The sequence below is a fragment of the Cyclobacterium sp. 10D3-21 genome (genome assembly GCF_055809755.1).
Map to the genome: position 1 here is coordinate 6783733 of NZ_CM147924.1, position 13966 is coordinate 6797698.

Genomic DNA, 13966 nt, shown 5'->3' on the forward strand with positions numbered 1-13966 from the left:
AAATAAAAACCAACATGAGGTATTCGCAACGCATTTTATTACCATCACTCTTACTTTTGATTTTCCAATTTTGCATCTCACCGGAAGACACTAAAAAGATTATAGATGATAAAGACAAGGAGGAGGAAGAGCAAGAGGAAGAGGAGGAAGAAGATTTATTAGAGGACACTACAGACCTGCCCTTTACCGTCAACTGGTCCATTAACAAGGAAGGTGATGAAATTGGCGGCTCCTTTTCCCCGTTTTTACATGTGGGTGAAAGCGACCTTTACCTATACAGCCCCTATGGTGGAAAGGGAATTGTATCTTTGAACAAAAACAATCAGGAAACCAACTGGAACATTAATAAAGAAAGTATAGGAGGCCCCTTTACCATGAAAACAATTGGAGACCATATTTGGGCCATGACCTACGACATTAACAATCCAACGATAATCAAAGTGGATCCTTCAGATGGCAATGTGCTATTTGAAAAGCCTTCCGGAACATTCCCATCCGGGCAGGTAGATGGTAACTGGTTTGGCTTAAGAAAAAGGGAAACTTCCCTCTACAAGGTAAGTTTGGAAACAGGCAATGACGAGATCGCATGCGAGGAGTTATTAGTAGACAATATTAGAAATTTCCTTTTCAGAGATGACAAGCTGGTGCTGATGGTGGTACGTGGAGGTAGAAATTTGCTTTCCATAGATCCAAATACTTGTAATGAATACTGGGAGGTTTTCAATTATGACGAGCCCAACTATGGCCATCTTATCTACTATTCCTTTGCCGTGGATCTTGGAAGCACTATACTAAGCGTCAGTCCGGATAATTTTATCCTACGTTCTCCTAGTACAGGAGAAGCTGAATGGAAATACCCTGAAGGTTTCAATAACAATACCCTTGACCTGACCCATATGCTTCACTTGGAAAGCAAGAAGTCTTTGATCTACCACGACAAAGAATCGGGGAAAGTCGTGGCCATCAACTGGCCTTCCCATTCCAAAACATGGGAATCTCAGATTCAGAACAGGGATATTGGCCAATTGTTTCTTGTAAAGGATAGGCTCTTTCTTTATACAAAAAACAACTTCCTCTATGAAATCAATGTGGAAAATGGTCAGACCATTTCAGAAAGGGAGATAAAGGAGCTTTATCCTTTCGACACTTCAATCATTCCCTTTTCCATCAATCGTTTAGAAGATTATTTTGGTGAAAGGTATTTCAAAATTTATGGAGATGAAATCTATTACACCACTGAACAAAGCCTTCTCGTTTCAGCGAGGTTAGATTAACATTCATCTGAGGCGTCCCCTTCGACAAGCTCAGGGGACGCCTCAGATTAATTTTCCCACCAAAACGCTCTCTAAGTTTCCTGTCGAAGATCATTCTATTAGATTTCGTCAAATTTCAGGTTATCTTAGAAATGGTTGATAGAACGGAAACTAAAGAAGTCTGAAGGACCTCAACCAAATTAATTCCATAAGGTCCTATCGGATTGAACGAAAAGTAAAAGAACCCAGGCAGGGGTGAAATTTCTGTAGACACGGGTGAAAACTCGTGTATAAACATTTGAATATCAACTGATTTTGGCGGTATTGTTGCTTTTTTTTCTGCAACAATACTGACAAAATCTCCACCTAAGTTCGCTAGTCTTCCTTACTTTTTCCGACCTGATTATTCCAACAAACGCCTACTCGTTTTTGATTTCTATCCATGAAAATTGTTACATCTTAGAATTACAGAAGAACCCCAGCAGGGGTGATATTTTTGTAGACGCGGGTGAAAACCCGCGGATAAGCACCTGAACGCAAATTGATTTTGGCGGTATTGTTGCTTTTTTCTGCTACAATACTGACAAAATCTCCACCTAAGTTCGCTAGTCTTCCTTACTTTTTCCGAACCTTAAAATTCCAACAAACGGCTACTCGTTTTTGATTTCTATCCATGAAAATTGTTACATCTTAGAATTACAGAAGAACCCCAGCAGGGGTGATATTTTTGTAGACGCGGGTGAAAACCCGCGGATAAGCACCTGAACGCAAATTGATTTTGGCGGTATTGTTGCTTTTTTCTGCTACAATACTGACAAAATCTCCACCTAAGTTCGCTAGTCTTCCTTACTTTTTCCGAACCTTAGAATTCCAACAAACGGCTACTCGTTTTTGATTTCTATCCATGAAAATTGTTACATCTTAGAATTACTGAAGAACCCCGGCATGGGTGATATTTTTGTAGACGCGGGTGAAAACCCGCGGATAAGCACCTGAACGCAAATTGATTTTGGCGGTATTGTTGCTTTTTTCTGCAACAATACTGACAAAATCTCCACCTGATTCGCTAGTCTTCCTTACTTTTTCCGACCCTTAGAATTCCTACAAACGCCTACTCGTTTTTGATTTCTATCCATGAAAATTGTTACATCTTAGAATTACAGAAGAACCCCGGCAGGGGTGATATTTTTGTAGACGCGGGTGAAAACCCGCGGATAAGCACCTGAACGCAAATTGATTTTGGCGGTATTGTTGCTTTTTTTCTGCAACAATACTGACAAAATCTCCACTTTTTCCGACCCTTAGAATTCCAACAAACGCCTACTCGTTTTTGATTTCTATCCATGAAAATTGTTACATCTTAGAATTACAGAAGAACCCCGGCAGGGGTGATATTTTTGTAGACGCGGGTGAAAACCCGCGGATAAGCACCTGAACGCAAATTGATTTTGGCGGTATTGTTGCTTTTTTCTGCAACAATACTGACAAAATCACGACTAAACTGAACTGACTGAGGCTAATATTTCACCCTATTTCCCAATCCGAACCAAACAAAAAACCCCACAACAAATCAACATTTGTTGTGGGGTTTCCTATTTCTAGATGTATGCGGGAAATTTATTTTTTCTCCAACAATACTTCTGCATGTACAGCTACTTCGCTCCAAGTTTTACTCACACCGTCTTTACCAGTATGTAAAGCTTCGCAAGCCTTATTGATAGAAGCTACAGCATCTAAAGCATCCCAGTTTTCTAAGTCCATTACACCGTCAAAGATGAATTGGGTATCATTGACAGTAGAATACTCCAAAGGAATGTTTTGCGTAGATCCATTCAAGGTTACGTCGATAGAACATTTGTTTCCACCTTCTACTTTAAATACACCTGAGATCAGCTCTGTATTTTCCATAACGCCAAAGAAAAATTCAAGGATTTTAGGGTCTCTTGTTCCCGTAGCATCGTTGGTAAATAAGCTACTTACAGGGATGCTAAACTTGGTACCATTCATGGCTTCAAGAGCGGTCGCTCCTTCACCGAAATTGGTGACATTGATTTTGGTGAATTGTCCACCTACAGGCGCTTTGTCTGTGGTCTTATAAGCCACAAAGCTAACTTTAGTAGAATCTTCTACCAAAGTGAAGTTGCTTTCCGCAACAGCCTCTGTTTCCGTTTCAGCGCTTTTATTGGCATTGTTACAACTAAAATTAGCAAGCAACAAAAGGCTTAAGGCAATTAGTTTTAAGTTTTTCATGGTTTTTTTATTTTAAAAATCTTGCCAAATTTAAACATATTCTAGGGGCAATTAAAACCTATGGGCAATTCATTTCCATTATACCTTAAAGTTGATTTTTTTTTAACTCTTTAAAGGAGCTCAATTGATGGACCATTCCTTTGTGGGTAGAAGGGTGACATCTTGTCAAGGCCTTAATAATATGCTAAAATGAAATTGTCCCATAATGTTACTACACCCTTCCAGGGCTTTAAGGTTTTGTTTTCGCCGATTGTGGATGGGCTGCACCCATCCCTCTTTTACACCGCCCATTCAGGGCTTTTTTTAATGGTCATTTTTTTCATTGTTAACCATTTTCTATAATTAGCTAATCCCAATCTTAATTTTCTATCCTTGGCAAATTCCTAGCCCTGAAAGGGCGATATATATCAGCACAGGGTGGCAGCCCTGTGATTAAGTGCAATCCCCAACCTCCTAGCCCTGAAAGGGTGGCATAAAAAACTGTATTAATCCCAAACATAACGTTCATCATATTCTACACCGTATTTCTTTAAAAACCCTAAGTATTCTTCCTGAAAAGTCTTTTTTGCATGATGTTCATGTTGATTAGCTATATAAGTCTTCACTGCCTCAACTTGTGTTGGATTTATTGAAAAAGAACCATATCCATCTTGCCAATAAAAATCCTTATAGTCTTCTCCCCTGGTTTTTATCCACTTGGAAGAATGCGATTTTACACTTTCTACAAGTTTCATAAGTGCAATTTTTTTAGAAAGATTGCATAAAATATGTACATGATCTGTGAAACCCCCAACTATAATTGACTGACAATCCATCTTATTACAAACACCTCCCAAGTACGCATGTAATTCCTTTTCAATAGGTGGCTGTATTTTTGGCGTCCTATTTTTTGTGCTGAATATTATGTGAATAAAGTTTTGTACCAGTGACTGTCCCATAATTTACTACACCCTTCCAGGGATTTTAAGGTTTCGTTTTTGGTTATTTATGGATGGGCTGCACCCATCCCTATTTTACACCGCCCATTCAGGGCTCCAATTTTTATAGTTATGTAAATTTGGGGTAGTACTAACAAGCAATAAATTTTAAAACTGTAAACTTTTTTCAGGACGAGTCATTATCCATTACTAGCCCTGAAAGGGCGATATATATCAGCACAGGGTGGCAGCCCTGTGATTAAGTGCAATCCCCAACCTCCTAGCCCTGAAAGGGTGGCATAAAAAACTGTATTAATCCCAAACATAACGTTCATCATATTCTACACCGTATTTCTTTAAAAACCCTAAGTATTCTTCCTGAAAAGTCTTTTTTGCATGATGTTCATGTTGATTAGCTATATAAGTCTTCACTGCCTCAACTTGTGTTGGATTTATTGAAAAAGAACCATATCCATCTTGCCAATAAAAATCCTTATAGTCTTCTCCCCTGGTTTTTATCCACTTGGAAGAATGCGATTTTACACTTTCTACAAGTTTCATAAGTGCAATTTTTTTAGAAAGATTGCATAAAATATGTACATGATCTGTGAAACCCCCAACTATAATTGACTGACAATCCATCTTATTACAAACACCTCCCAAGTACGCATGTAATTCCTTTTCAATAGGTGGCTGTATTTTTGGCGTCCTATTTTTTGTGCTGAATATTATGTGAATAAAGTTTTGTACCAGTGACTGTCCCATAATTTACTACACCCTTCCAGGGCTTTTAAGGTTTCGTTTTTGCCAATTATGGATGGGCTACACCCATCCCTATTTTACACCGCCCATTCAGGGCTTGATTTTTCGAAATCCACAATTAAACTCCTTTTACAAGATAATTCTGATCAAGAAATTATTTTAACCTTTATACTTCCACATTTCCTACATTTTTCCAGATTATCCATTCCTAGCCCTGAAAGGGTGACATAAATCAGCACAGGGTGTCAGCCCTGTGATTAAGTCCAATCTCTAACCTCCAATCCCTGAAAGGGTGACATTCAATCTTTCTTTACGGCCATTCCCACAAATCACCCCTTTTTACCCTATACTAATTAGCCAATCACCCTGTTCAAGTCCTGCATAAACACATTCACGCTTTCCTCTATTCGATTAGTGATTGTATTCAGGTCTTTGAAGTTAGGACCTTCCAAAACCACCCACTCAAGGATGGAATGAGGATGGGTCGATGCCCTGTAATTGCCTCCCATTTCCTTGTCAGTAATTAACCCAGAGTAATGGCTTTGAACTTGTTTGTTTTGCCCTGCCAACCAAATTTCAAAACTTGCCTTTTCGTGATCAAAAATGATGACGAGCTTTAGTTTCTTCTCTTTCAACTCCTTTGTACTAATGGGAAAATAAGTAAAGTCCATTGCTCCTTGATAAAAACTACCAATAATGTATTCCCGATGGTTATTCCGGAAATAAGTTCTAAGCGACTGCATATACGCAATTACGCTTTTGTAAACCTTCACTATATCTCCCGTCTGGATTTGATTTTGGTATTCAGAAAAACTTTCATGCATCGGTTCCATCTCTCTTTTAAGGTGTTAATGAATTTTAATTTAATAGGTAAAACCTTAAATCAAAAATAAGAAGAGGAATTTTATACATCAAAACTTCAACCGTGCCTGAATGCGCATAAGGCTTGGGGTAAAGCAGGAAGGATACTGCAGCCCTTTGGTCCAAATACCCTTCCGTATTGACCTCAATTTCTGGGCTATGTTCGGTAACAACGTATTTTCCTGAATAGGCTTGTCCGCCTGGTTCTACCATGAAGTTTTCTTTCTCCAGGGATTCTACTATGCTTTTCTGAAGTTGTGCTTCGTCTTCGATTATTAAAATTTTCACGGCCTAAAGGTACTTTGAGAATTGGGAAAGAAATGGGAATTGGGGTTTTTGAGAAATTTATTACATAGTACGATTATAAGTAACGTTGATTATATCGTAAATCCCCATTTTTTAATAGTTTTTAGGTTTAATTCAGCTAAAAATTTATTCCTTTCGCTTAGTTCCTTTCTACCTTCAAGCAAATCAAGCATGAACCTATATTTATAGGCATCCAGCCTTTTGTTTTTCTTATCCCACTTAACAATTTTTTCAATCAGCTCAATAGTTATTTCAACTTCTTTATTATTAGAAGATTTATCCTCATTAAAGAAATCCTCCATATCAAAAAATAATTCAGGATTTAAGTCAGCAACAATATTTAGGATTAATTCACCTTGGATTCTCTCAATATCCGTTATACTTCTATTGTTTCTAATCTTACTACTCAATGTTGACGCCATATCAAACTGGTATTGACTTATGCTTTTAGTTTCTCTCCCCCAGCCTTCAATTTTTTTCCAAGTTTTATTATGGATAGATTTCAATCTATCGATGGAGGACTCTATCTCTGCTTTCTGAGTATCATCTAACGTTAATTTCTTTCTTTTTTCTGATAACTTATTTTCTAAATCCACTTTAAAAGATTCCAAACTAATGTTTAAATCTTCTTTTTTTATAGAATCCCAACATTCTTCTTTCTTTGCCCACTCGCCGTACAAAGACCCTGGCGCATTAGATTTTATAAACCCCTCAATCTTTGACATAATCTCGTGAAGCTTACTTTTTAATGAATCACTTAAAGTTTGTTGTTTCCATATTTTGTATAAGTCAAGTTTGTAATCCAATTTAAACCCTAACCAAGCCAATGAATAAGGTACGGTTATATAACGCATGTCTCCGATAGCGTTTGGTTTTACCCCATATATTTTTTCAGAAGTTGAAAACAGGATTGCTTTGGCAATAGCATCTTCAAACCAAATATTATCAGGTTTGAGACTGAAATTGTAATTTAAAAATTGAGCATAGTTTTTTTGACTTCCTCTTACCACAATATGAGGGCCAATCACTAATTTTTTTCCGTTATAAACTTCTTCAAAAGTATTGATATATTTAGCTAAAGACTCTTTTGTAAACATTTGATTTCTAGGATTCTGCTTATCAAATTGTTTCCTTTTTGAAGGTGTTACACCAAACCGAATTCGTTCGTTTTTATATTGGCCCCTTGAACGTTCAAAAAACCAACGAGTTTGAATGGTTTCACCTGAAATAGGTGGAGCCCAAACAGTCCTAGAGAGTTTTTCCAATAAAACGTGATTTTCACGATTCGAGCTTAAATCTGATGCCGAAACTTTATTTTGTGTGTTCGCGTATTCTGCGATTCTCCCTACTATTTCAGAAAAGTTCTTTCTGTCTTTTACAATGGTGAGTTTCACAGGAACAAAAACTTTAGAAATGTCAACTTTGTCTTTTTTCCAAGTATGATAAATAGATGCTGTTGTTTGACCTCCGTTAACAATTTGAAAGTCTTTTACTTGAGCAATTGCCTTTCCCTCATGATCTGGTAAGTTTGTTATGGTAACTTCCTCTGCGGTTGCTGCAATACCATTATTAAAGGCCATGAACATATGTTGTTCTTTTAGAATAGTATTCCGAATACCTTTGTTTATTTTACCAGTAAATTGGAGAAATGAGCGAACATTTTGTTCAAGAAGTCTTGCACCATATTGCTCGTAAATATCTGCTAAGGCAAGACCAGGAATGATTGCCAACCATGATTGGTAATCTGTGTTTTCAGTTTCATTTACTATACAAGGCACTTTATATCCGAATTGCTCAAAGTTTATTTCAATCGGTACTCGTGATTTTTCTGAAAGATTAAATAGGTAATTGATGTCAATTGTTCTGTAAAATATGGGAAATCCGGCAACTTTATCAGAAATTTTTAAGTCCGCTTTTATTTCACCATTTGTAATCAGAAAAACATTGACTCTTGTTAAATATTCCTTTACTTCTGGAACATTTGATAAGGTCTGAGCCAAGTCGAATATTTCTGAACTTTCTTCTATTTCATTTACATACTCTTTGTAAACAGCATTTCTAAAAAACTTAACAACTCTTTCTAACGTCTTTTCCGCATCTATTTTAGACACATTTTGAACGCCAATGTCTCCATTGTAAATAGTAACAAATAAATCCAGCGTTTCATAATTTTCATAAAGAGAATACCCGTTAATTTTGTGTTCAACACCTCTTTTACTAATCTTTTCATCAAAACAAACACGATAATTCTCTGTCTCACCAGCATCTGATAAGAATGATAATGCAAGTTCAGTAAAAACTTGTTCTGGATTGTTTCCTCCTTCTTCTGAAACTAAACTTGCATTTATTTCCTCTTGAACATCGATATAGAACTTATTTAACTCCTTATTTTCCATTTGAACACTTATTGGATTTCGTTTAGTAATGTTGGTTGATCGATTCTCCATTCTTCTGATTCAGAGAGAACAATGGAATATTTCACGTCACCTACACCTATTGGAATTTGATTTTCAGTTATTCTTGGGAATTTACCAGTAACACGATAAAGATTCTCCTGTCGAATAGTATAACCTCTATCATCATATAGTGGCCTATGAACTTCGTAATATCCAGATTCCAATAATTTTAGTTTAAATAGATTGGAAGCCATTGTGTTGTCATTCAGCAATTCCGAAATTTCGTCAACAAGAGAATTCAAGGATTCTCCATTTCCAACTCTTATGTCAAGCGAGAGATGATACAAAAATATTTTTTCAATTATGGAATCATCTAATTGTCGTTCACTGGTAATATGAATTTTTTGATGATTATTCCCGTGAGTAGTTTTCACTTCAACTGCCCAATTAGAATATTGAAAGTCTTGTATTGATTTTTCAGGGCCAAGCCAAGATTTAAGGCAGTAATTTTTATCTGGTGTATTGTTCAAGAAAAACCGTAAAAAATAAATTTCACCATAAAGGCCTCTTTGTGCTTCATCTGAAAGGCCTTGCTTACCAACTTTTTCAAATAACGATTCCCATTTCGCCAAACGTTCTAATAGCTTTTCTACTAAAGTCTGTTCTGTTGTTACCTCTGACACTACAAAAATCAAATTCTCACCTAGAATAGAAAAAATGTCTTTGTGTTGTTTGTTGAGTAACAGAATAAGTAAAAACTTCTTTGTTTTATCCCGCTCATCCGGAATCGTTTCAATCTTGATGTCTTTGAGTTTGTTCCATTGGTTTTCATCAAAAAAAAAGCCAATACTTATTCTAAAAGCAATACATCTTAATTTTTCTGGGGCTTTTAGTGCAATAAAAATATCCGGCAAAACTTCTGCGGAATAACGCTTATAAAGCAATCCTGAATGACTAAAATTATCACTCTCCAGACCGATCCAAATATTTTCAATCTTCGTCATCTCCATAATCTTCAGAATCTTCTTCAACAATATCAAACCTGTCTAGTAATTCCTCATTTACAGCATACGATACTGGAGCCTTAAAATTACTTTTTGGGAAACTTATGGCATAGCCTACAAAAGGATTAGTTCCTTTTGGTAAAGGATTTTTTGGGTCAATACTTTCTTCAGGGTCAAGCAAGTAGATTATTAATAACGGCTTTTTGGGATCTCTTAACTCATTTCTAACTATTTGACCATTTGGATACATCGCTTCACCTGCTTTTTTTCTATGAAGGTTAGTTAATTCCATTGCTCTTGTCTTTTCTTCCTCCGAAAAATCAATAAATTCATCTGATGGACTTATGATATGTGATTTTCTTAAATAATATATCTGCTCATTTGAGTTCTTATCATCTTCCGTTCGTTTCCATTGACCAATTTGAACTTTATTACCATTTACTTCAATAATTGAATTATTTTTTGGGTCAGGCTTAGTCATAAGAGCAATTCGCCAATCGGTTAATTCACGGTTTCTTAATTGATTGCTAATGAATTGAATTATTTTTCTTGGCTCAGCCTTTTTGAGATTTTCCACAGATTGTATTCCTTCAAAAAAGTTGATGACTTGCTCCGCAGTTATATTATACCATACAAAAGCATTTGGCTTGGTAAGAAAGTTTGAAGGTAGGGTAGCTATGAAATTTTGAGTGTTTTTAAAGTTATTATCAATAATTAAAACATCCTTTTTAAATTCATAAGATTCAACTAATCTTCCTGCCCAAGAAATTTGAACCGTAATTGCCGATCGCATTTTATTTGTTGCCGATATTTGAAGAACACCAGGGTGTGTTCTAACTTTTAAGGCATATTGCTCAGGAGTTGAACCCGCAACATCCGTCATATAATCAAATTCTTCTCTTAACTCTTCGGATGCTTGTGTAATATGACAAAACCACTCGTTTAATTCTCTACTCGTGAATAATCTACATAAATCAACATACCCACTTCTGTAGCCAAACCAACGCCCCATTTGCATCAAGGTGTCATACATCCTTGATGCTCGTAAATAGTAACTTATAGAAAGGCCTTCTAAGGTCAACCCCCTAGAAAGTTTATTTCCACCTACAGCAATAACTGACAGTCCATTTTTGTGATCAAAATAGTCAAGGGCTTCGCCCGAACCACCGTGGATTGATTTCACCTCAATTCGTGCAGCAGCATCATTCAAATGTTGTATTACATCACTCCATAAGTGAACTTGTATTTGAGAATCTAAATTTTTGAGTTTAGATTCCAATATTTGTTGAGTAACAGTTACATACGATTTATAGCCATTTTCGTCCTTTTCAAATGATTTTTTAAATTCATTTAAAATAATTGGATCATTTTGGTCAATTCCTCTTCTATAATAAATGAATTGATTCCTTACTAATTCCGTAATATGATCCTGCCACAAGACAAATCTTGAAACGTGTATAAGCATTGAGTTATGCACGTTTGTTTGCCCCCTTAAGCGTCTTACAGCACAAGTAATTATAAAACAACGAATAGCCTTTTTTAAAGATTCAGGTAGAGAAGAGGGTTTCTGGTCATCTTTTTTATGTCTGTCCGGTACAAAATCTCTATAATCATTAATTCTATTTACAATCGGTAGAACGTCATTGGAAATATCATCTTCTTCCAATGGACTAAAACCAAAAATTTTTTCAGGTCCAATGTAATTTGAAGGTGCTGGTATATTCTTAATAAAATTCCTTGGGAATAAGTTTTGGTCATCCAATGGAATAAAAATATTAGCGAATGGAGTGGCAGTATAACCGACATAGGCATTTTTACCAAAGAGATTAAGTATTTGAGTAATCCATCCATTAATTGAACTTTGCCTTTCAGGATCGTTTGAAATATTAATGGAAGCGTTATCTGCCTCGTCATCAATAAGTAAAAGAGATTTATTCCGTATTACACGTCCAAATTCACTATCTTCATTAGCTTGTGCTCCCAACCATTGATAAATTCTACGAAGCACGTGCGGATTCTTTTTTATTACTGCTACAATAGGTTCAGAAGTGTTAAAGTTTAAACCTAATGCGTTGGCTGCACCCTGCGTAAAGTCTCCCTTCTCAATGCTTGAGGTTAAAGAATGGGCAACTATTGGGGAGCCAAAGTAAGGGTCACCTACTCCAATTTGAATACTTCTTTGGTCAAATGCTCTTGTGTGTTGTGTATCAAACCCTAAAAAACTTTCGTCAATCCTTATTTGAGTTTGACTTCTGAGGTTATTATGAATTCCGGCTAAAACGATAATTAATCCAAAACCAGCATCAGCGGCTTTACAGATAAGCCCTGTATAATTTGCGGTTTTACCAGATTGCACTTGCCCAACTACTAATCCCTTTTTGTTAATTGTAGCTTTAATTGAAGGGTCAAAAAAGTTGTCAAGAATACTATCCGTAATTCTGTCCAGTTTATTTATGACTTCTGGGGCAAAATTCTTTTCAATTTCTAAATACTCCCTATACCTTCCCCAAAAACCATTTTCGAAATCAATTTCAGCTCTTTTTTCATTTAACCAAGGATTATTTTCATCTTCCTTTAAAATTGTTCCAAACTCATCTTGTCTAATTGTATAAAGTTCTTCAATCCTTCTGATGAGCATTTCACGATTCTCATTTACGAAATACTTCATTTTAAGAACTTCATCAACCGCATCTTCAATTTCTTCTCTAGTAAATGAAGAACTGTCGGATAAAAGTTGTCTAATATTTTTTATCGGGTCTTTTTTACTCATTTTTCAAAAAATCAATATATTCTGGATAGAAATTGTATGGTTCGGTATTTAATATTCTTGCCTTTGCTTTTTCAATAGAAAGCCCATTAGCAACAAATCCATTGAAAAGCTTTTCCATTGTTTCCTTTATCGCATTGTGGTCAATTCCTTCGAAAGGCTGTCCGTGTGGCTTTTCATTTTCGCTTTCTTGAAGGGTAATTAAAGGGACAGGTATTGTTTCCTCAATAAACTGAATTACCTTTTCAATATCCCTTTTCAAATCACCAGATTTGAAAAGCAATTCATTTAAAAGAGGATGGTTGCGGTTGATTTTGTAAAAGCGCTTACCATGCCTAGCCCTTTCTTCCCAAAAAGGGAAGTATTCATTTGAAGCTAACTTTCGTTTTAATATTTTTCCCTTATGCCGATAAACCTCAAGCCCTTGATTTCGAACTTCCTTTGATAATGCTAATATCTGTTCACGGTAGATAGAAGGTGGCCTAGCAATTGATTTTTTAATGTCAATTTGCCAATCATTGTCAAAATTATTGGGTAAATCAATTTTAATTCTACAAAGATCAAAATGTACTTCTCTTTTAAAGAGTCCTAGCCAATCTCCTGCAACTAATAACCTTCGATTTCGGTAAACATAAAAGCCTTGATGAGCTGTCCAACTGTCTTTAGGCCCTTTTCCATAATTATATTGTTCGGCTGAAAGCTTTGAGCGATGTGGTAACACAAAGCCTTTGATTTTAATTGAACCACCTTCTAATTTTGTCTCAGGTTTGGTTTGCAAGCCTTCGGCACCAATCATAAAGGGATCCCAAGGTTTAATTTCACGCTCTCGAAAGAAAATCGTTAACCCTTCATCCATATATTGATGAAAAACCATGGATAAGTGAGATTTAACTGAGTCCATTATTCCTAAAAACTTGGCTTTTGCTTCCTCATTGTCTTCAACTGAGCCCGAAGTAAGTCTATCTAAGTCCCACCAAATGACACAAGTTCCTGTTTCTATGCGTCCGAGTTTTTTTAGCCAGTTGTCTTCATTTGGAATATACTTGATTAATTTCCAAGCTCGTTCATGGTTCACATAATCTAAATCCCAAGTCCAAAAAAAAGGGTTGTTACCTTTTGCTGTTGAAAAAACTGTTAATTTTCTAGATTGTGAAAAAGAAGCGGTTTTTAGCCCTAATCCAAACCGTCCCAAATCATCTTGATTTCTTTCTTCCAAAGGATTTTTACTCCCAGGTCGCATAGCTTGGACGAGTTGCTCATTGTTCATTCCTATACCATCATCCAAAATAGACAAAGTAGTTTTTGAACCTTTCCAATCATAATCAATCCAAATATTTTTTGCACCTGCCGTTATTGAGTTATCAATTATATCAGCAACAGCAGTTTCAATGGAATAACCAATCGCACGAAAGGTTTCAATCATCGAACTTGCATCTGGTTCGGCGGAAGT

Annotated in this window: 10 protein-coding genes; 1 reads left to right on the plus strand and 9 read right to left on the minus strand. The window is 36.1% G+C overall.

Annotation, left to right across the window (positions count from 1 at the left end; translation table 11 throughout):
- Positions 1–14: 14 nt before the first annotated feature.
- On the plus strand, positions 15–1274 hold the full coding sequence (locus tag AC0L7T_RS26475) for an outer membrane protein assembly factor BamB family protein (RefSeq protein ID WP_473339690.1): 1260 nt from the start codon (positions 15–17) through the stop codon (positions 1272–1274).
- Between the two features lie 1596 nt (positions 1275–2870).
- Here the strand turns inward: AC0L7T_RS26475 and AC0L7T_RS26480 are convergent.
- The 9 genes from AC0L7T_RS26480 to AC0L7T_RS26520 form a co-directional block, all read right to left on the minus strand.
- A complete protein-coding gene (locus AC0L7T_RS26480; protein ID WP_473339692.1) occupies positions 2871–3503 on the minus strand; it encodes a hypothetical protein in 633 nt (210 codons plus the stop codon).
- Positions 3504–3988: 485 nt separating this feature from the next.
- On the minus strand, positions 3989–4441 hold the full coding sequence (gene tnpA / locus AC0L7T_RS26485; protein ID WP_473339694.1) for an IS200/IS605 family transposase: 453 nt from the start codon (positions 4439–4441) through the stop codon (positions 3989–3991).
- A gap of 291 nt (positions 4442–4732) precedes the next feature.
- On the minus strand, positions 4733–5185 hold the full coding sequence (gene tnpA / locus AC0L7T_RS26490; protein WP_473339694.1) for an IS200/IS605 family transposase: 453 nt from the start codon (positions 5183–5185) through the stop codon (positions 4733–4735).
- Between the two features lie 350 nt (positions 5186–5535).
- Complete coding sequence (locus AC0L7T_RS26495; RefSeq protein ID WP_473339695.1) at positions 5536–6006, minus strand: DUF7000 family protein; 471 nt, start codon at positions 6004–6006, stop codon at positions 5536–5538.
- A 34-nt stretch (positions 6007–6040) separates the two neighbouring features.
- Complete coding sequence (locus AC0L7T_RS26500; RefSeq protein ID WP_473339697.1) at positions 6041–6331, minus strand: hypothetical protein; 291 nt, start codon at positions 6329–6331, stop codon at positions 6041–6043.
- Positions 6332–6420: 89 nt separating this feature from the next.
- A complete protein-coding gene (locus AC0L7T_RS26505) occupies positions 6421–8745 on the minus strand; it encodes an AIPR family protein (protein WP_473339699.1) in 2325 nt (774 codons plus the stop codon).
- Positions 8746–8753: 8 nt separating this feature from the next.
- A complete protein-coding gene (locus tag AC0L7T_RS26510; RefSeq protein WP_473339701.1) occupies positions 8754–9749 on the minus strand; it encodes a PD-(D/E)XK motif protein in 996 nt (331 codons plus the stop codon).
- The gene (locus AC0L7T_RS26515) at positions 9736–12519 is read right to left on the minus strand and encodes a Z1 domain-containing protein (protein ID WP_473339703.1); all 2784 of its coding nucleotides are present in this window, start codon (positions 12517–12519) and stop codon (positions 9736–9738) included. Before AC0L7T_RS26515 ends, AC0L7T_RS26510 begins: the two co-directional genes overlap by 14 nt.
- Positions 12512–13939 carry an ATP-binding protein gene (locus AC0L7T_RS26520; RefSeq protein WP_473339704.1) on the minus strand — a complete coding sequence of 476 codons (1428 nt, stop codon included), beginning with the start codon at positions 13937–13939 and terminating at the stop codon, positions 12512–12514. Before AC0L7T_RS26520 ends, AC0L7T_RS26515 begins: the two co-directional genes overlap by 8 nt.
- Positions 13940–13966 lie beyond the last annotated feature (27 nt).